This is a genomic window from Pseudomonas sp. FW300-N1A1, assembly GCF_058789115.1.
Map to the genome: position 1 here is coordinate 1 of NZ_JBYTBK010000007.1, position 18,751 is coordinate 18,751.

Annotated in this window: 15 protein-coding genes and 2 tRNA genes; 6 read left to right on the forward strand and 11 right to left on the reverse strand. The window is 60.3% G+C overall.

The genetic code is table 11. The annotated features are described in order from the left end of the window. Window positions 1-108 precede the first annotated feature (108 nt). Window positions 109-558 (reverse strand): azurin, encoded by a 450-nt coding sequence (azu, locus tag AC3WQN_RS07405; protein ID WP_103398959.1) that lies wholly within the window; start codon window positions 556-558, stop codon window positions 109-111. A 343-nt stretch (window positions 559-901) separates the two neighbouring features. On the opposite strand from azu, the gene AC3WQN_RS07410 reads away from it, so the two are divergent. Both AC3WQN_RS07410 and AC3WQN_RS07415 read left to right on the forward strand, forming a co-directional pair. Continuing rightward, window positions 902-1,489: a cytokinin riboside 5'-monophosphate phosphoribohydrolase gene (locus AC3WQN_RS07410; RefSeq protein ID WP_095144754.1), complete on the forward strand. Its 588-nt coding sequence runs from the start codon at window positions 902-904 to the stop codon at window positions 1,487-1,489. A gap of 68 nt (window positions 1,490-1,557) precedes the next feature. Beyond that, window positions 1,558-1,737: a hypothetical protein gene (locus tag AC3WQN_RS07415; protein ID WP_103398958.1), complete on the forward strand. Its 180-nt coding sequence runs from the start codon at window positions 1,558-1,560 to the stop codon at window positions 1,735-1,737. 342 nt (window positions 1,738-2,079) lie between these two features. On the opposite strand, the gene AC3WQN_RS07420 is transcribed toward AC3WQN_RS07415, so the two are convergent. From AC3WQN_RS07420 to rnr, 8 genes are all read right to left on the reverse strand, one after another. Then, the gene (locus AC3WQN_RS07420) at window positions 2,080-4,383 is read right to left on the reverse strand and encodes a YgiQ family radical SAM protein (RefSeq protein WP_103398957.1); all 2,304 of its coding nucleotides are present in this window, start codon (window positions 4,381-4,383) and stop codon (window positions 2,080-2,082) included. A gap of 262 nt (window positions 4,384-4,645) precedes the next feature. Further along, window positions 4,646-6,040, reverse strand: a complete 1,395-nt coding sequence (gene dnaB, locus AC3WQN_RS07425) for a replicative DNA helicase (protein ID WP_103398956.1) — start codon at window positions 6,038-6,040, stop codon at window positions 4,646-4,648. Between the two features lie 122 nt (window positions 6,041-6,162). Continuing rightward, window positions 6,163-6,609, reverse strand: coding sequence for a 50S ribosomal protein L9 (gene rplI / locus AC3WQN_RS07430; protein ID WP_027617542.1), 447 nt, complete (start codon window positions 6,607-6,609; stop codon window positions 6,163-6,165). Between the two features lie 19 nt (window positions 6,610-6,628). Beyond that, complete coding sequence (locus tag AC3WQN_RS07435; RefSeq protein WP_103398955.1) at window positions 6,629-7,522, reverse strand: YybS family protein; 894 nt, start codon at window positions 7,520-7,522, stop codon at window positions 6,629-6,631. A 36-nt stretch (window positions 7,523-7,558) separates the two neighbouring features. Beyond that, the gene (rpsR, locus tag AC3WQN_RS07440; RefSeq protein ID WP_003171373.1) at window positions 7,559-7,789 is read right to left on the reverse strand and encodes a 30S ribosomal protein S18; all 231 of its coding nucleotides are present in this window, start codon (window positions 7,787-7,789) and stop codon (window positions 7,559-7,561) included. 28 nt (window positions 7,790-7,817) lie between these two features. Then, window positions 7,818-8,240 (reverse strand): 30S ribosomal protein S6, encoded by a 423-nt coding sequence (gene rpsF / locus AC3WQN_RS07445; protein WP_095078155.1) that lies wholly within the window; start codon window positions 8,238-8,240, stop codon window positions 7,818-7,820. Between the two features lie 318 nt (window positions 8,241-8,558). Further along, window positions 8,559-9,323 (reverse strand): 23S rRNA (guanosine(2251)-2'-O)-methyltransferase RlmB, encoded by a 765-nt coding sequence (rlmB, locus tag AC3WQN_RS07450; protein ID WP_103398953.1) that lies wholly within the window; start codon window positions 9,321-9,323, stop codon window positions 8,559-8,561. Next, window positions 9,320-11,947, reverse strand: coding sequence for a ribonuclease R (rnr, locus tag AC3WQN_RS07455; RefSeq protein WP_103398952.1), 2,628 nt, complete (start codon window positions 11,945-11,947; stop codon window positions 9,320-9,322). Before rnr ends, rlmB begins: the two co-directional genes overlap by 4 nt. Before the next feature lie 225 nt (window positions 11,948-12,172). Here rnr and AC3WQN_RS07460 point away from each other — a divergent pair. From AC3WQN_RS07460 to AC3WQN_RS07475, 4 genes are all read left to right on the forward strand, one after another. Next, window positions 12,173-12,259: transfer RNA gene (locus AC3WQN_RS07460), tRNA-Leu, on the forward strand. Between the two features lie 165 nt (window positions 12,260-12,424). Beyond that, a tRNA-Leu gene (locus AC3WQN_RS07465) sits at window positions 12,425-12,511 on the forward strand. A 215-nt stretch (window positions 12,512-12,726) separates the two neighbouring features. Continuing rightward, entirely contained in the window at window positions 12,727-13,737 is a 1,011-nt protein-coding gene (locus tag AC3WQN_RS07470; RefSeq protein WP_103398951.1) for an extracellular solute-binding protein, read from the forward strand. Further along, the gene (locus AC3WQN_RS07475) at window positions 13,737-15,302 is read left to right on the forward strand and encodes an ABC transporter permease (protein WP_103398950.1); all 1,566 of its coding nucleotides are present in this window, start codon (window positions 13,737-13,739) and stop codon (window positions 15,300-15,302) included. Before AC3WQN_RS07470 ends, AC3WQN_RS07475 begins: the two co-directional genes overlap by 1 nt. 49 nt (window positions 15,303-15,351) lie before the next feature. Here AC3WQN_RS07475 and AC3WQN_RS07480 read toward each other — a convergent pair whose 3' ends face one another. Together AC3WQN_RS07480 and AC3WQN_RS07485 are read right to left on the reverse strand one after the other, a co-directional pair. After that, on the reverse strand, window positions 15,352-17,286 hold the full coding sequence (locus tag AC3WQN_RS07480; protein ID WP_103398949.1) for a methyl-accepting chemotaxis protein: 1,935 nt from the start codon (window positions 17,284-17,286) through the stop codon (window positions 15,352-15,354). A 149-nt stretch (window positions 17,287-17,435) separates the two neighbouring features. Continuing rightward, window positions 17,436-18,725 carry an adenylosuccinate synthase gene (locus AC3WQN_RS07485; protein ID WP_103398948.1) on the reverse strand — a complete coding sequence of 430 codons (1,290 nt, stop codon included), beginning with the start codon at window positions 18,723-18,725 and terminating at the stop codon, window positions 17,436-17,438. Window positions 18,726-18,751 lie beyond the last annotated feature (26 nt).

Here is an 18,751-nt window from a genome sequence, read left to right on the forward strand (position 1 = left end):
GCAGCCCAGCGGGAGCAAGCTCCCTCGCCACGGGTTTCGTGTTCGGCTTTGTTTTTCTTAACTGACCGGCATTACCCGAGTGGACGCTTTTTTATGAGCCTGATTCGATTACTTCAGGGTGATCGTGCCTTTCATCATCGAGATGTGGCCCGGGAACGAGCAGAAGAAACCGTATTTTTCGGCAGCGTTGAGTTTCGACACGTCGAAGGTCACGGAGTCCTTCTCGCCAGCACCAATGATTTTGGTGTGGGCGATGATGCGTGCATCACCTTCTTTCAGGTAGTTCTTGTCGATGCCGGCGCTCAGGCCATCAGTGGCGATCGGCTGCATGTCCGCATCTTTGCTCACCACAATGTTATGGCCCATGACGTTCTTCGGCAGGCTGCCGGAGTGGCCCAGGTTGATGGTGAATTCCTTGCAGGTCTTGTCGATGGTGATGTCCTTGGTGTTGAAGGACATCTGATCAGTAGAATCGACGTCGATCGAGCACTTTTCAGCCGCCATCAATTGGCTGCTAGCCAGTGTCAACAGGGATACCGCAACAAGTTTGGCAAACATGGTGAATCTCCAAGGCAGGGTTATCAAAATCCGTATGGCGTAAAGACTGCCTGAATTTACTGAAAGTTCATATGACTTGAGTCAAGAATTGTATACACGTTTCAGGCTATGACACTCATCGAAACAATCTACCAGCCAGATACCTCGCCCGGGCCTAAGATCGCCTCACTGTCCCTCCTGCGGAGTACCTGCCATGTCCATCGATAGCCTGTTGTACAGCCTGCTGGCCGCCTACGCCTGTGGTGCCAGCGGCACCTGCGAAGCACCTCGTCGCGAGGATTAGCCCTTGGAGCGAAACGCCCCAGCCATTACTCTGCGCTCGTCACCGACCATGGAGTAAGGCATGTCTTTAGCGTCTGTTTGTGTGTTCTGCGGTGCCAGCACCGGCACTAACCCCGCCTACCGGGAAGCGGCCATCGCGCTCGGCCAGGAGCTTGCCCGACGCAAGCTGACCCTGGTGTACGGCGGCGGCGCGGTCGGCCTGATGGGCATCGTCGCCGATGCTGCGCTGGCGGCGGGTGGCGAGGTGATCGGGATCATTCCCGAAAGCCTGAAGAGCAAGGAAATCGGGCACAAGGGCCTGACGCGCCTGGAAGTGGTCGATGGCATGCACGCCCGCAAGGCACGCATGGCCGAGCTGAGCGACGCCTTCATCGCGCTGCCAGGCGGCCTGGGGACGTTCGAGGAGCTGTTCGAAGTCTGGACCTGGGGACAGCTCGGCTATCACGGCAAACCGCTGGGCTTGCTGGAAGTGAACGGTTTCTACAGCAAACTGACCGCTTTTCTTGATCATGTCGTCGGCGAAGGCTTCGTTCGCGAGCAGCACCGTGACATGCTGCAAACGAGCGAATCGCCGGCGAATCTGCTGGACGCGCTGGATGCTTGGCAACCGGTAGTCGCGCCAAAATGGGCCGGGCAAAAACCCGGCTAACCCATGGCCCCGGTTTAAAGGCAGAATACGCGCCGCTCAACCTCACCTTCGACCCCAGAGGATCGCCCATGGCCAAACCTAATTATTCCTTCGCCAAACGTCAGAGAGACTTGGCCAAGGAGCAGAAGAAAGAGGAAAAGCTTCAGCGCAAGAAAGCAACCGCTGAAGAAGCTGCACTGAACCCTGAGGGTGAAGTGACAGCAACAGACGATGTTGATGCACCGAAAGACCAGGCGCCCGACGCCTGAGCCCCTCAGGGCCTGATGACCTGATCAGGCCCACCGAGATCTGTGTCCAGGGTCGGCAGTGACATTGCCGGCCCTCGCAGGCTCTCCCATTGCCTACCCACCTGCAAGGCACTCGGCAACGGTCGATCACGGACCTGTGGCGAGGGAGCGCGCTCCCGCTGAAGCACGACGCACTCCTGACACCTGCACCCGCACTTCATCAGGCCCTGCACGCTCATCGATTTTGCGCCCGCGGTATCCGAACGCGGACCGGCGATAGGAGCAAGCCCACCACCACAAAAATGCGACCAAAACGCAAAACGCCAACCCGAAGGTTGGCGTTCTGATTGAAGCGCGTGAGGCTTAGCGCGGCACGACCGGCTTACGGGCGGGTTTTGGCCCCTTGCCTTTGGCTGCGTCCTTGCGCTCCTTGGCGGCCTGCTGGTTGCGGGCAAATGCCGCGGCCTTGGCCTGTTCACGCTTGTCCCACGGATTGCCACCATCACTGGCACGCGGCGGCAGGCCGGTGTGCTGGGTGAGGATCTTGGTGGTTTGCTCTTTCGCCACTTTATGGCTACCGGCTGGCGTCGAGTTCTTGCGACGGGCGCTCTGGTAGCTGTCGGTGGCCGGCTGGTGCAGCGGGATCAACTGGTTCTTGCCCGGCCCGATCAGGTCGGCGCGGCCCATGCGGATCAGCGCCTCACGCAGCATCGGCCAGCCTTTCGGATCGTGGTAACGCAAGAACGCCTTGTGCAGACGACGCTGCTCTTCGCTCTTGACGATAGTCACGCCGTCGCTCTTGTAGGTGACCTTACGCAACGGGTTCTTGCCCGAGTGGTACATCGCGGTGGCGGTGGCCATCGGCGATGGGTAGAACGCCTGCACCTGATCCGCGCGGAAACCGTTGCCCTTGAGCCACAGGGCCAGGTTCATCATGTCTTCGTCGGTGGTGCCCGGGTGGGCGGCGATGAAGTACGGAATCAGGTACTGCTCCTTGCCCGCTTCCTTGGTGTACTTCTCGAACATGCGCTTGAACTTGTCATAGCTGCCGATGCCCGGCTTCATCATCTGGTTGAGCGGACCTTCCTCGGTGTGTTCCGGGGCGATCTTCAGGTAACCACCGACGTGGTGGGTCACCAGCTCTTTAACGTACTCCGGCGACTCGACCGCCAGGTCATAGCGCAGGCCGGAAGCAATCAGGATCTTCTTCACACCCGGCAAGGCGCGGGCGCTGCGATACAGCTGAATCAGCGACGAGTGGTCGGTGTTCAGGTTCGGGCAGATGCCCGGGAATACGCACGATGGCTTGCGGCACGCGGATTCGATTTCCGGGCTCTTGCAGGCAATGCGGTACATGTTCGCGGTCGGGCCGCCCAGGTCGGAAATCACCCCGGTAAAACCTGGCACCTTGTCGCGGATCTCTTCGATTTCGCGAATGATCGACTCTTCGGAACGGTTCTGGATGATCCGGCCTTCGTGTTCGGTAATCGAGCAGAACGTACAGCCACCGAAGCAGCCACGCATGATGTTCACCGAGAAGCGGATCATGTCGTAGGCCGGGATCTTCTCCTTGCCATACGCCGGGTGCGGAACACGGGCGTAAGGCATGCCGAATACGTAGTCCATCTCTTCGGTGGTCATCGGAATCGGCGGCGGGTTGAACCAGACGTCGACTTCGCCGTGCTTCTGTACCAATGCGCGAGCGTTGCCCGGGTTGGTTTCCAGGTGCAGCACGCGGTTGGCGTGAGCATAAAGCACCGAGTCACCACGGACTTTTTCCACCGAAGGCAGGCGGATCACGGTCTTGTCGCGGGTCATGCGCGGGCTGGCCAGGATCTGCACGACCTTGGCTTCCTGCGGATCCTCGACCGGTCCCTTCTCCTGCTCGATGGCGCAGGCCTGGGTATCCTGGGTGTTGACGTACGGGTTGATGATCTTGTCGATCTTGCCTGGACGGTCGATACGGGTGGAGTCCACTTCGTACCAGCCTTGCGGCGTGTCGCGACGAATGAACGCGGTGCCGCGCACATCGGTGATGTCTTCGATCTTGTGCCCGTAGGACAAGCGCTGGGCAACTTCGACAATGGCCCGCTCGGCGTTGCCGTACAGCAGGATGTCGGCGCTGGCGTCGATCAGGATCGAGTTGCGTACCCGGTCCTGCCAGTAGTCGTAGTGGGCAATGCGGCGCAGGGACGCTTCGATGCCGCCGAGGACAATCGGCACATGCTTGTAGGCTTCCTTGCAGCGCTGGCTGTACACCAGGCTTGCGCGATCCGGACGTTTGCCCGCCATGCCACCGGGGGTGTAGGCGTCATCGGAGCGGATTTTCTTGTCGGCGGTGTAGCGGTTGATCATCGAATCCATGTTGCCGGCCGCGACACCGAAGAACAGGTTCGGCTCGCCGAGCTTCATGAAGTCGTCTTTGGACTGCCAGTTCGGCTGGGCAATGATCCCGACGCGGAAGCCCTGGGACTCCAGCAGCCGGCCAATGATTGCCATGCCGAACGACGGGTGGTCGACGTACGCATCACCGGTGACGATGATGATGTCGCAGGAATCCCAGCCAAGCTGATCCATCTCCTCCCTGCTCATTGGCAGGAATGGCGCTGGACCGAAGCATTCGGCCCAGTACTTGGGATAGTCAAATAACGGCTTGGCTGTTTGCATGACGGTGACCGGTGTTGAGATGAAAAATCGCGGGCGCGGAATATAGCACAAATTTTGACCAATTCCGACGGCTATGGTCGGAAATTGTTGCGGCCACTGCCAGGACAAACTGCATCCAGACACAACCCCCTGTGGCAAGGGAGCTTGCTCGTGCTCGAGTGCGAAGCAGTCGTAGAGTCAGCGAACGCGATCTATCTGGACAGCGTGGTACAGGTTTTGGGGCTGCTGCGCAGCCCAGCGGGAGCAAGCTCCCTCGCCACAGTTATTCGTCGTCGAAGTTATAGCTGCCCGGCGCCAGGTTTTCGAAGCGGGTGTACTTACCGATGAATGCCAGTCGTGACGTACCGATCGGGCCGTTCCGCTGCTTGCCGATGATGATTTCGGCGATGCCTTTGTGCTCGGTTTCCGGGTGGTACACCTCGTCCCGGTACACGAACATGATGACGTCGGCGTCCTGCTCGATCGCTCCGGATTCCCGCAAGTCAGAGTTGATCGGGCGCTTGTTCGGTCGTTGCTCCAGGGAGCGATTGAGCTGCGACAGCGCCACGACCGGGCAGTTGAATTCCTTGGCCAGGGCTTTCAAGGAACGGGAAATTTCGGAAATCTCGTTGGTCCGGTTATCGCCACCGGAGCCTGGGATCTGCATCAGCTGCAGGTAGTCGATCATGATCAGGCCGACCTCGCCATGCTCACGCACCAGGCGCCGGGTCCGCGCACGCATCTCCGACGGGCTGATACCCGCAGTGTCATCGATGAACAGCTTGCGGTCATTGAGCAGGTTGACCGCCGAGGTCAGGCGCGGCCAATCGTCATCTTCCAGGCGACCGGCGCGGACCTTGGTCTGGTCGATCCGGCCCAGGGACGAGAGCATACGCATGATCAGCGATTCGCCTGGCATCTCCAGCGAGTAGACCAGCACGCACTTGTCGCTGCGCAGTACGGCGTTTTCCACCAGGTTCATCGCAAAGGTGGTTTTACCCATGGACGGACGGCCGGCGACAATGATCAAGTCGGCCGGCTGCAGGCCACTGGTCTTCTCGTCGAGGTCGGTGTAGCCGGTGGACAGGCCGGTGATGGCGTTATCGGTATTGAACAAGGTGTCGATACGGTCGATGGCCTTGGTCAACAGCTCGTTCACACCCACCGGGCCGCCGGTCTTCGGTCGCGCCTCGGCGATCTGGAAGATCTGCCGTTCGGCTTCATCGAGGATCTCGGCCGCGGTACGACCTTCCGGGTTGAACGCCGAGTCGGCGATTTCAGTGCTGATGCCGATCAGTTGGCGCAGGGTCGCCCGCTCGCGAACGATCTGGGCATAGGCCTTGATGTTGGCGACCGACGGCGTGTTTTTCGCCAGTTCGCCCAGATAGCCGAGGCCGCCGACTTGCGAGGTCTGACCTTCCTTGTCCAATTGCTCGGCCAGGGTCACGACGTCGATCGGCGAATTCTGATCGGCCAGCTTGGCGATCGCACGGAAGATCAGGCGGTGGTCATGACGATAGAAATCACCGTCCGAGACCTGATCGAGCACGCGCTCCCAGGCGTTGTTGTCCAGCATCAGACCACCGAGCACGGCCTGTTCGGCCTCGATGGAATGGGGCGGCACTTTCAGCGCGGCGGTTTGCAGATCGTATTGCTCAGGAGCGGAGATATCGTTCATGGCCACTTGGAATTAGTTGTAGAAAATCAGGAACCGCAGAAAGACAAAGGGCACGACCTGTAAACAGGATCGTGCCCGATGTTACCGGCAAGTACCCAAGGGTACCAGCCGACAAGTGCTGCTTAAGCTGCTACCACGACAACGCGTACGGTGGCTTCAACTTCAGCGTGCAGGTGCACGGCTACGTCGAATTCACCTACGTTGCGGATGGTGCCGTTCGGCAGACGAACTTCGCTTTTTGCAACTTCAACGCCAGAGGCGGTCAGTGCATCAGCGATGTCGTGAGTACCGATCGAACCGAACAGCTTGCCTTCGTCACCGGCGGTGGCAGTGATGGTCACTTCCAGCTCAGCCAGTTGGGCAGCGCGGCTTTCAGCCGAAGCTTTCTTGTCTGCTGCAGCTTTTTCCAGCTCAGCGCGACGCTCTTCGAACGCAGCCAGGTTGGCAGCGGTCGCAGCGGTAGCTTTGCCGTAAGGCAGCAGGTAGTTACGGCCGTAACCAGCCTTAACGTTCACTTTGTCGCCCAGGTTGCCCAGGTTGGCGACTTTTTCCAGAAGGATCAGTTGCATGTGAAAATCCTCTTAACTTTTAACCTTCACCGTTCGCGTTATCGGCGTCTTTCGGCGTCGAACGACCGCGAAAATCAATCAGGCTGTCGACAATGGCCAGGACCACCAGCAACGGATAGATCAGCTGCATAAACAGCAACAGCGTTACGTACAACCCCACCAGCCAAAACTTGGCCAGTCGCTTTTCAGCCACCAGCCCATGAATCAGGGCCAGCCCGGCGAACACCAGCGGTACGCTGCACAACGGCGTCAACATGGCCATCTGGGTACCGAAGTTCGGCCCCAGAAGCATGCACGCCAGCAGCAACATCGCCGGCCCCAGCGGGATCCGGATGGCGCGAAATTCGCGACCAAAACCACCGGGGTTGTACAACAACGCCTGCCAGTAGCGCCCGACAATCAGGCTCAGCAAACTGACGATTTGCAGCAAGGCCGCTATCAGGCCGGTCAGGACCGGGGCAATCAGGGCGGCAAGACGCGCTCGCTCCTCTTCCGACAATTGTTGGTAGAGGTCACCAAGGGCCATCGGCAGGATCTTTACCAGCTCCTGCGACAGCAACTCGATGTGAGGGCGGAAAACCGCACCCAGCACCACTGAAAACACCACTCCTATCGCTACGCTGACCAGCAGCGTGCGGTTCCAGGACCCACTTGCGCGCAAAACCAGCGCAAGGCCCGAAGACCCCAGCAGCACCATGAGTGCGCGTGGATCATCGGAATACAGCCACCAGATCAAGGCCGGCAGTATCCCCAGAGCAAGAACGCCCAAGGCGTCCTTCAATCCGCGCCGCAGCAGCACAAGGCTCCCCGCAGCAGCACCCAACCAATACAACAACGGCAATGCCGCGCATCCAGCCACTACCAGAGTGGCCTGCATACGGCCGCGCATGATGAACTCTGCTATGGCGCGCATGCATTCAATCCTTTGCTACGTGTCGACTGCCCGGTCTCAGCGGCCGTGGCTGTCGGTGTAGGCCAGCAGGGCCAGGAAGCGGGCGCGCTTGATAGCGGTGGCCAGCTGACGCTGATAACGAGCTTTGGTACCGGTGATGCGGCTTGGAACGATTTTGCCGGTCTCGGATACATAAGCTTTCAGAGTGTTGAGATCTTTGTAATCGATCTCCTTCACTTCTTCAGCGGTGAAACGGCAGAACTTACGACGACGGAAGAAACGTGCCATGTAATTGGCTCCTCAAAAGGTCCGTGGATTACTCGTCAGCGTTATCGCTGGCGTCGCTGTCATCACCCTCAACGCCTTCGGCGTCGGAGTGCTCAGGACGGTCGCGACGCTCACGGCGCTCACTGCGGTTTTCTTCAGCCTTGAGCATCTCGGATTGGCCGGTAACGGCTTCTTCGCGACGGATGACCAGGTTACGGATCACAGCATCGTTGTAGCGGAAGTTGTCTTCCAGCTCGGCCAGGGCCTTGCCAGTGCACTCAACGTTCAGCATCACGTAGTGAGCCTTGTGAACATTGTTGATTGCGTAGGCCAGTTGACGACGGCCCCAATCTTCCAGACGGTGGATTTTGCCGCCGTCTTCTTCGATCAGCTTGGTGTAACGCTCAACCATGCCGCCGACTTGCTCGCTTTGATCCGGGTGGACCAAAAAGATGATTTCGTAATGACGCATGAATGCTCCTTACGGGTTGTAGCCTGCCGCTCAAAAGCGGTCAGACAAGGAGTGAATGACACTTATGGACTTGCGGACGCTAGACACGTTGGTGCCTGCCATCACAGCAAGGGGCGCAATTGTAGAGAAGGGACAGGAGAGGTGCAAGGCAATTGGCGATTATTTGAACAGTTCGTTCACACCGCCAATTATCATCTTGACGCATAACCAACACGGGAGCGGGCTTGCTCGCGAATGCGGCACTACATCCAACATCTTTGCTGAATGTTACTCCGCTTTCGCGAGCAAGCCCGCTCCCACCGTTTGATCGTATTCGACTTACTTCTTGGCAGCAGCCTTGGCTTTGACGCTACGCTGACGCTGCGCCTCGAACAGGCACACGCCAGTCGCCACGGACACGTTGAGGCTACTGACGCTACCAGCCATCGGCAGATTCACCAGATAGTCGCAATGCTCGCGGGTCAGGCGACGCATGCCCTTGCCCTCGGCCCCCATGATCAGGATGGTCGGGCCAGTCAGGTCCTGCTCATAAAGACTGACCTCAGCCTCCCCCGCCGTACCGACAACCCACAGACCACGCTGCTGGAGCTTCTCCAGGGTACGCGCCAGGTTGGTCACGGCGACCAGCGGAATCACTTCCGCGGCACCGCAGGCGACTTTTCGTACAACCGGGGTCAAGGTGGCGGACTTGTCCTTTGGCACGATCACTGCCAGTGCACCCGCCGCATCGGCAGAGCGAAGGCAGGCGCCGAGGTTGTGCGGATCGGTCACGCCGTCGAGCACCAGCAACAGTGGCGCGCCTTCAGTGCGATCCAGCAGCTCATCGAGCATCGCTTCGCCCCAGACCTGGCTCGGACTCACCTCCGCTACCACACCCTGGTGCACGCCCTCGACCCAGGCATCCATTTCGCGGCGCTCGGCCTGGCCGACCTGGACACGGTTTTCGTTGGCCAGTTCGATCAGGGTCTGGACCCGCGGATCACCGCGACCTTCGGCCAGCCAGATCTGCTTGACGCGCTTGGGGTGATGACGCAGCAACGCTTCTACAGCATGCACGCCGTAGATTTTTTCCAACTGACTCATGACTTGGCCTTAGGTTTACGCGCCCCGCCACTTTTAGCTGGGGCCGAGCCCGCTTTTGGCGGACCTTTACGGTGTTTACTCGGTTTGGCTGGCTTGCCGCCGGAGGCCTTTTCAGGCGCCGACCGTCCGGTCTTTCCCCCAGACGCCGCTTTACCGCCGCTTTTCGCTTCGGCCAGCAATGCCTGCTTCATTTCACGACTTTTGCGCACTTCGGCGTTTTTCGCCGCCGCATCGCTTGGGCGATAGGCTTCCGGCGCCTTTTCCTTCGCAGGACGGCGGCCGGTTTTTGCCGGAGCAGGCTCGGCAGCAGTCTTGGCCGCCGGGGCCGAGGTCTCTGCACCACGCTTCTTGCGACCAATCGGTGCGCTGATGGTTTTTTCGGCCATCTCGAAGTCGATCTTGCGCTCGTCCAGGTCAACCCGCATCACGCGCACTTCAACGGTATCGCCGAGGCGGAAGCTGCGACCGGTACGCTCACCGGCCAGGCGGTGATGGACTGGGTCGAAGTGGTAGTAGTCGCCCGGCAAGGCGGTCACGTGGACCAGGCCTTCGACGTAGATGTCGGTCAGCTCGACGAACAGGCCGAAACCGGTCACGGCGGTGATCACACCCGGGAACGACTCGCCCACGCGATCCTTCATGAACTCGCACTTGAGCCAGTTCACCACGTCGCGGGTGGCTTCGTCGGCACGGCGCTCGCTCATCGAGCACTGCTCGCCCAACTGCTCCAGAATCGCTTCATCGTATGGATAGATACGTGCTTTCGGGATACTCATCGCACCGGCACGCTTGACGTGCGGGGTATCCATTTTCGAATGGATAACGCTGCGAATCGCCCGGTGCGTGAGCAGGTCCGGGTAACGACGAATCGGCGAGGTGAAGTGGGTATAGGCTTCGTAATTCAGGCCGAAGTGACCCTGGTTATCCGCGCTGTACACCGCCTGGCTCAACGAGCGCAGCATGACGGTCTGGATCAGGTGGAAATCCGGACGATCCTTGATACCGGCCAGCAATGCCTGATAGTCCTTCGGCGACGGGCCGTCCTTGCCTTTGTGCAGAGACAGGCCGAGCTCACCGAGGAAGGCGCGCAGTTTTTCCAGACGCTCCGGCGGCGGGCCATCGTGAACGCGATACAGCGCAGGAATTTCGTGTTTCTTCAGGAACTCAGCGGTGGCCACGTTGGCCGCCAGCATGCATTCCTCGATCAGCTTGTGCGCATCGTTGCGAACCGTCGGACGGATTTCGGCGATCTTGCGCTCGGTACCGAAGATGATCCGGGTTTCCTGGGTCTCGAAATCGATCGCGCCGCGCACGTGACGGGCAGCCAGCAATACCTTGTACAGCGAGTAGAGCTGCTTGAGGTGCGGCACGACGTCGGTGTATTCGCCACGCAGCTGACGGGCTTCGGTGGATTTCGGCTGCTCCAGCATCGAGCTGACCTTGTTGTAGGTCAGGCGGGCGTGGGAGTGAATCACCGCTTCGTAGAAGCAGTAGTCGGTCATTTCGCCAGACTTGGAGATGGTCATCTCGCACACCATGGCCAGACGATCGACATGCGGATTCAGCGAGCACAGGCCGTTGGACAGCTGCTCAGGCAGCATCGGCACCACACGCTCGGGGAAGTACACCGAGTTGCCACGGACCTGGGACTCGGCATCCAGCGCCGAGCCGATCTTCACGTAGCTGGAGACGTCGGCGATCGCCACGTACAACTTCCAGCCACCGGAGAACAGGCGCAGTTTGCCTGGCTTGGCTTCGCAGTACACCGCGTCGTCGAAGTCGCGGGCATCTTCGCCATCGATGGTGACGAACGGCAGATGGCGCAGGTCGATGCGCTTCTCTTTGTCTTTTTCTTCGACTTCCGGCTTGAGCTTGGCGGCTTCCTTGAGCACCGCTTCAGGCCAAACGTGAGGAATGTCGTAGGTGCGCAGGGCGACGTCAATCTCCATGCCCGGCGCCATGTAGTTACCGACGACTTCCACCACATCGCCCTGCGGCTGGAAGCGTGGCGTCGGCCAGTGAGTGATCTTCACTTCAACGAATTGGCCGATCTTGGCATTGGCGTTACGGCCCGGGGTAACCAGCACTTCCTGCTGGATCTTCGGGTTGTCGGCAACGACGAAGCCGATACCGCCCTCTTCGAAGTAACGACCAACGATCGTCTCGTGGGCACGGGACACCACTTCGACGATCATGCCTTCGCGGCGACCACGACGGTCCAGGCCGGAAACCCGCGCCAAGGCACGGTCGCCATCGAACACCAGGCGCATCTGCGCCGGGCTCATGAACAGGTCGTCACTGCCGTCGTCCGGGACCAGGAAGCCGAAGCCGTCACGGTGACCGCTGATGCGGCCCAGGATCAGGTCGAGTTTGTCCACCGGCGCGTAAGTGCCACGACGGGTATAGATCAGTTGAGCGTCGCGCTCCATGGCGCGCAGGCGGCGGCGCAGGGCTTCGATCTGGTCTTCTGTGGTCAGACCAAACTCTTCGACCAGTTGCTCGCGGTTAGCAGGCGAACCTCGATCAGCAAGGTGCTGAAGGATCAGTTCGCGGCTAGGAATAGGGTTTTCATATTTTTCCGCTTCACGAGCGGCCTCGGGATCGAGGGACTGCCAATCGGCCATTAGAGAGTTTTCACCTTGTCTATATGCGGGTTAGTTTGGCATACGCGTATTGAAACGGGAAATTTCAGGTTCTAGAAGCCTCTAAAAGTCCCTTCCTGGCTCAGGAATAATACCGCCGGGCACCATTCGAGAAATTTTCCAGGTTTTTTTGAAACCAGGGGTTTACAGTTAAAAGGACGCTCCGTATAGTGCGCGCCATCGACGACGCACAACGTTGCCGATACTGCCCAGATGGTGAAATTGGTAGACACGCCAGCTTCAGGTGCTGGTGACCGCAAGGTCGTGGAAGTTCGAGTCTTCTTCTGGGCACCAATTCAGAGCTTGAGATTAGTTCAATTTCAAGGCTCACACAAAAACCCGCGAAAGCGGGTTTTTGCATTCTGGGCGTTTGATTTAATTTTATTAAATCAGGGGTTTACAGATCAAACGACGCTCCGTATAGTGCGCCACATCAACAGCGGCAACGTTGCTGATACTGCCCAGATGGTGAAATTGGTAGACACGCCAGCTTCAGGTGCTGGTGACCGCAAGGTCGTGGAAGTTCGAGTCTTCTTCTGGGCACCAATTCAAATTCAAGGTCACGATCTTGAATTTCACAGAAACCCGCGAAAGCGGGTTTTTGCGTTCCTGGCATCTGAAAACTCCAGGCACCTCCTCTCCACAGAGTTCAGCACCAGCTCCTTAGCAAACCCTCACCCTCCCCGCAAGACGCACTTGAGAAACAATATCGTTTATCATTGTTGCAAGATTTTGCAATGCGACAGTGAGGAACCCTGCGAATGACGTTTCGAAATACCCTGCGCCGCGGCCTGACCATCACCCTGCTGGGGCTGACCCTGACCTCCCCGCTCACTCAGGCTGCCGACCCCGTTTCCCTGACGCTGTACAACGGCCAACACAAGGAAGTCGGTGACGCTGTCGCCAAAGCCTTCGAAGCCAAGACCGGCATTCACGTCAACGTACGCAAAGGCAGCAGTAACCAGCTCGCCAGCCAGATCGTCGAAGAAGGCGATCGCTCGCCAGCCGACGTGATCTACACCGAAGAATCCCCACCCCTGAACAAACTGGGCGAACAAGGCCTGCTGGCCAAGGCCGACGACGCCACCCTTGCCGTTCTGCCCAAGGAATACGTTGCCAGCAATGGCACCTGGATCGGCGTCACTGCCCGGGTCCGGGTGGTTGCCTACAACCCGAAACTGATCGACGAAAAAGACCTGCCCAAATCGGTCATGGAATTCTCCGACCCGCAGTGGCAAGGCAAGGTCGGCTTCGTCCCCACCAGCGGTGCATTCCAGGAACAAGCGGTCGCGATCATCAAGATGCACGGAATGGACGCCGCCGAAGAATGGCTGACCGGCCTGCGCGCGTTCGGCAAGACCTACAGCAACAACATGGTGGCCTTGAAGGCGGTGGAAAACGGTGAAGTCGCCACCGTACTGGTGAACAACTACTACTGGTTTGCCCTGCAACGGGAAAAAGGCCAGCTCGACTCAAAACTGTATTACTTCACCGGCGGCGATGTCGGCGGCCTGATAACCGTCTCCAGCGCAGCGGTGCTCAAGTCCAGCAAACACCCACAAGAAGCCCAGCAGTTGCTCGCCTACATGGCCAGCGAAGAAGGCCAGCGCGTGATCACCCAGACCACCGCCGAGTACCCGCTGCACAACGGCATGGAATCGGATCGCGGGCTCAAGCCGTTCAGCGAACTGCAAGCGCCAAAGGTCACGCCAGCCGACCTGGGTAACGCCGAAGAAGCCCTGGAATTGGAACGCGAAGTTGGCTTGAACTGATGAGCCTGTCGCTGCCCACCCCTGCGACCCGCGCAGGCTATGTTCCCCGACGCAAGCGACCATCGATCGGGTTGCTGCTGCCGGTTCTGCTGCTGGTCTGCCTGAGCCTGCTGCCCTTGCTGTATGTCGGCCTCAAGGCCTGGCAGGCGGGCTGGGCAGAGGCGGTGCATTTGTTATGGCGCCCCTACGTGTTTGGCCTGCTGCGCAATACGCTGCTGTTGATGATCGGCGTGACGGTGGCCTGCGCCATCATCGGCCTGTCGCTGGCCTGGCTACTGGAGCGCAGCAACTTGCGCGGCCGGCGCTTGTGGGGGGTGATCCTATGCCTGCCGTTCGCGGTTCCGGCATTTGTCAGCAGCTTCACCTGGGTCTCCTTGAGCGCGAGCTTCGAGGGACTGGGCGGAGCGATCCTGGTGATGACCCTGTCCAAGTACCCACTGGTGTTTCTGCCGGTGGCGGCCATGCTGCGCAATCTCGACCCCGCTCTGGAAGAGTCGGCCCGCACCCTGGGGCTGAACCGCTGGGGGGTATTTTTCAAGATCACCTTGCCGCTGCTTTGGCCATCCCTACTGGCCGGCTCGCTGCTGATTGCCCTGCACATGCTGGTGGAGTTCGGCGCACTGTCGATCATCGGCCTGCAAACCTTCACCACGGCGATCTACCAACAGTTCGAACTGGAGTTCAGCAATGCCAACGCGGCGATGCTGTCGGCGGTATTGCTGGCGCTGTGCCTGATGTTGTTGTGGCTGGAGTTGCGGGTACGCGGTAAAGGCCGGCACGTGCGGATCGGCCAGGGCGCGGCCCGGCATGCCGAGCAAGTGCGACTGGGCGGCTGGGCGGTCGGCGGGCAGCTCTACTGCTTGTTACTGGCGGTGGTCGGCAGCGGAGTCCCCCTGGGTATGCTGGCGTACTGGCTGGCCGTCGGCTCTTCCGCAGCGTTCCCGGTGGCCGCAATCAGCGAAGCCTTGCTGTCGTCGCTGGCGCTGTCCCTGGGTGGCGCGGCGCTGTGCCTGGTGCTGGCGGTGCCCGTGGGCCTGCTGGTGGTTCGCTACAAGGGCCGCCTGGCACTGTGGGCCGAGCGCCTGCCGTATCTGCTGCATGCACTGCCTGGCCTGGTGATCGCGCTGACGCTGGTGTACTTCGCCTTGCACTACGTGCCGGCGCTGTATCAGACCTCGGGATTACTGCTGATTGCCTATGCACTGCTGTTCCTGCCCCTGGCTCAGGCGCCGATACGCACGGCACTGAACAAGGCGGCCCCTCAGCTGGAGGAAGCGGCAAGAACCCTCGGCGCCTCCTCATTGACCGCGTTCGTGCGGGTGACGCTGCCAATCATCTTTCCGGCGCTGGGCGCCGCCTTTGCCCTGGTGTTTCTGGATGCGATGAAGGAACTGACGGCGACCTTGCTGTTGAGCCCGACCGGACTCAACACACTGGCGACCGAGGTCTGGGCGCATACCGCCAATGTTGAGTTTGCGGCGGCGGCGCCTTATGCGGCGTTGTTGATCGTGGTGTCGGGGCTGCCCGTTTACCTGTTGACGACACGGATGTATTTGAGCCGCTGAGACCGCCAATCGCGAGCCTGCTCGCGATGGCGGCAGCCCAGACACCCCATCAAGCCCTGAACTGCCCCAGGCTCGCTTTCAACTGCGCGGCCAGGCCGTCCAGCACCTTGCCGCTGACCGTAGTCTCTACCACCGCCTGGGCCGCTTTCTCTGCCTGCGCATGAATGGTCTCGACCCGCCCCCGCACCGCTTGCGCACCCTGGGCCTGATGAGCCGCTGCCTGAGTCGCCAGGCCGATGGCCGCATGGACCTGCTCGACGGACACCTGCACCGACTGCTGCAAACGCGCACTGTCGCGCAATACCAGTAGCCCCTCGTTGGCCTGACGCCCGGCCTGCCCAATCGCCGCCACGGCCTCACGAGCGCCCTGCTGCAAGGCGCCAATGTGCGCCTGGATGTCGCCGGTCGAGCTTTGCGTCTTGCTGGCCAAGGCCCGCACTTCGTCCGCTACCACCGCGAATCCGCGCCCGGTTTCACCGGCACGCGCCGCTTCGATGGCGGCGTTCAGCGCCAACAGATTGGTCTGCTCGGCAATCCCGTGGATCACCTCCAGCACCACCTCAATCTGCTCGCTCTGCTGCGCCAGCCGCTCGATGACCTTGGCCCCGGTGTCGACCTGCCCGGCCAACGCCTCTATCAGGCTGCCGACCTGCGCCGAGGTCCGGGTGTTTTCGTCCGTCGCCTGGCGGATGTCCACCACCTGCTGCAAGGCCGCCTGCATGGCCTGGCTTTCGGCCTGCGCCTCATCCGCCATTTGCGACAACGCCCGCAGGCTCTCTGCCACCTCATCACGCTGGGAGGCCGCCGCCGCGTCCGCACCGGCATTGCGCCGCGTCATGGCGCCGATTTCAACGCCCGTGCGCTGAGCCACATCGCCAGCCTCGCGCACGATGGGCTGCAACTTATCCACAAAGCGGTTGACCGCCGATGCCATGTCGCCGATTTCGTCCTTGCTGCTGATCTTCACTCGCTTGGTCAGGTCCCCCTCTCCCGCCGCCAGGTCATCCATGGCGGCAATCAGCAGTTTCAAACGATTGACCACGCGCCGCCCAAGCACCACTGCCAGCAACAGCAAGACACCACAACCGACCAGCGCCAGCGCCAAGCCGATCCGCCAGCGTAAGGTCGCAGCGGCCTCCTGTACGGTGCTGGTGGTATTGGCCTTCATCTCGCCGGCGGTGGCTTGCGCCGACTGCAAGCGCGAACGCATGGCCGTGGCACTGTCGGCTGCTGCCCCCTTGAGGCTGTCACCGACCAACTGGTCGCTGCTGGCGATCAACGCCGAGAAGCGCTTGTCGAGGGCGGCGAGGTTACTTTCCACTGAAGCGGTGGAGACCCCCATCAGCACCTTGCCGATCTCCACCCCGTTGGGATTGATCGAGGCTTCGACGTAGTAAACCGAAGGATCGTTTTTCGCCGCGTCCAGGACCTTGTCCAGCGCCCGCTCACCCTGGCCCTTTTCCAAAAGGGCCTTGTTGATCGGGTTTTCCCGGTTCAGGTACCGCGTCAGGTGCTGGCCGGTGGCATCGTCGTAGACCACGAACAACACGTTCGGATTGCGCTGGGCACGCCGGGCGAACTCCGACAGGGTCGGAACGTCGCTGTCCCACATGGCACGCGGCGCAACCGAGGCCAGGAGCTGGGCCATATCATTGGCCGAGTCCTTCAGGTCCTTTTCCAGGGTGGCGCGCAACTGCGCCTGTTCGTCCTCGAGCCGCGAGGACAAGCCGCTCGTCAGACGCTGGCGGGTGCTGGTGGACAGACTGTCGAGACTAGAGGTGACCTCGCGTCCGGCCTGCTCGAGCTCGCCAGAAAGCTTCTGGCTATCCGCGCCCAGGCGAGCCCCCAGATCCGCCTCCAATGCCGTCACGGTGCTCCGGGTCAGCGCAACAGCCACCAGGACTTGCACCAAAAGAGCGATACCAAGGGTAACGAACACCGGCCGCAACAACCGGCTTTGTAACAGTGAGAGAACGGCCGACACTTAAAATCCCCCTGCTTGACGCCATTAATATGATGGCACGCTGAAAGCGGTGCGCTTAATGGACTTCACAGCAAAGGTCATGCCGTTCGGCAGGCAGAAACGACAAAGGGCCCTATCAAGGGCCCTTTGTTTTTTACATCAACGACTTATTAAGCGAACGGGTGACGCAGAACGATGGTTTCGTTGCGGTCCGGGCCCGTCGAAATAATGTCGATCGGCGCGCCGATCAGCTCTTCAACGCGCTTGATGTAAGCACGGGCGTTAGCTGGCAGCTCTTCCAGGGTTTTGGCACCCACGGTCGACTCGGTCCAGCCCGGCACTTCTTCGTACACCGGCTGCAGGCCCACGTAGCTGTCAGCGTCAGTCGGGGCAATGTCCTTACCTTCCGCATCTTTGTAGCCGACGCAGATGTTGATGGTTTCCAGACCGTCGAGTACGTCCAGCTTGGTCAGGCAGATGCCCGAGACGCTGTTCACATCGATAGCGCGACGCAGGATAACGGCGTCGAACCAGCCACAGCGGCGAGCACGGCCGGTAGTCGCGCCGAACTCGTGACCTTGTTTAGCCAGGTGCGCACCGACTTCGTCGAACAGCTCAGTCGGGAATGGGCCCGAACCTACACGCGTGGTGTAAGCCTTGGTGATGCCCAGGATGTAGTCCAGGAACATAGGGCCAACGCCCGAACCGGTAGCAACGCCGCCAGCAGTGGTGTTAGAGCTGGTCACGTACGGGTAGGTGCCGTGGTCGATGTCCAGCAACGAACCTTGGGCGCCTTCGAACATGATGTCTTTGCCAGCGCGACGCAGGTCGTGCAGCTCGGCAGTCACGTCCAGCATCAGCGGCTTGAGCAGCTCAGCGTATTCTTTGCACTCGGCCAGGGTCTTGTCGAAGTCGATGGCTGGCTCTTTGTAGAAACCGACCAACATGAAGTTGTGGTATTCCACCAGCTCACGCAGCTTGGCTTCAAAGCGCGGCATGTCGAGCAGGTCGCCTACACGCAGGCCACGACGTGCAACCTTGTCTTCGTAAGCTGGGCCGATACCGCGACCGGTAGTGCCGATCTTCAGCTCGCCACGGGCCTTTTCACGAGCCTGGTCCAGCGCTACGTGGTACGACAGGATCAGCGGGCAGGACGGGCTGATACGCAGGCGCTCGCGCACCGGTACGCCTTTCTCTTCCAGCTTGGTGATCTCGCGCAGCAGGGCGTCAGGTGCAACCACCACGCCGTTGCCGATCAGGCACTGCACACCTTCGCGCAGCACGCCCGACGGGATCAGGTGCAAGACGGTTTTCTCACCGTCGATCACCAGCGTGTGGCCAGCGTTGTGGCCACCCTGGTAGCGCACTACGGCGGCAGCATGTTCGGTCAGCAGATCAACGATCTTGCCTTTGCCCTCATCACCCCATTGGGTGCCCAGGACTACGACATTCTTACCCATAACACTTGTCCTCATTCGCGCAAACT

Bases quoted from the DNA above. Each gene is read 5' to 3' on its own strand.
- azu (WP_103398959.1), bottom strand. From the start codon at position 558: ATGTTTGCCAAACTTGTTGCGGTATCCCTGTTGACACTGGCTAGCAGC.
- AC3WQN_RS07410 (WP_095144754.1), top strand. From the start codon at position 902: ATGTCTTTAGCGTCTGTTTGTGTGTTCTGCGGTGCCAGCACCGGCACT.
- AC3WQN_RS07415 (WP_103398958.1), top strand. From the start codon at position 1,558: ATGGCCAAACCTAATTATTCCTTCGCCAAACGTCAGAGAGACTTGGCC.
- AC3WQN_RS07420 (WP_103398957.1), bottom strand. From the start codon at position 4,383: ATGCAAACAGCCAAGCCGTTATTTGACTATCCCAAGTACTGGGCCGAA.
- dnaB (WP_103398956.1), bottom strand. From the start codon at position 6,040: ATGAACGATATCTCCGCTCCTGAGCAATACGATCTGCAAACCGCCGCG.
- rplI (WP_027617542.1), bottom strand. From the start codon at position 6,609: ATGCAACTGATCCTTCTGGAAAAAGTCGCCAACCTGGGCAACCTGGGC.
- AC3WQN_RS07435 (WP_103398955.1), bottom strand. From the start codon at position 7,522: ATGCGCGCCATAGCAGAGTTCATCATGCGCGGCCGTATGCAGGCCACT.
- rpsR (WP_003171373.1), bottom strand. From the start codon at position 7,789: ATGGCACGTTTCTTCCGTCGTCGTAAGTTCTGCCGTTTCACCGCTGAA.
- rpsF (WP_095078155.1), bottom strand. From the start codon at position 8,240: ATGCGTCATTACGAAATCATCTTTTTGGTCCACCCGGATCAAAGCGAG.
- rlmB (WP_103398953.1), bottom strand. From the start codon at position 9,323: ATGAGTCAGTTGGAAAAAATCTACGGCGTGCATGCTGTAGAAGCGTTG.
- rnr (WP_103398952.1), bottom strand. From the start codon at position 11,947: ATGGCCGATTGGCAGTCCCTCGATCCCGAGGCCGCTCGTGAAGCGGAA.
- AC3WQN_RS07470 (WP_103398951.1), top strand. From the start codon at position 12,727: ATGACGTTTCGAAATACCCTGCGCCGCGGCCTGACCATCACCCTGCTG.
- AC3WQN_RS07475 (WP_103398950.1), top strand. From the start codon at position 13,737: ATGAGCCTGTCGCTGCCCACCCCTGCGACCCGCGCAGGCTATGTTCCC.
- AC3WQN_RS07485 (WP_103398948.1), bottom strand. From the start codon at position 18,725: ATGGGTAAGAATGTCGTAGTCCTGGGCACCCAATGGGGTGATGAGGGC.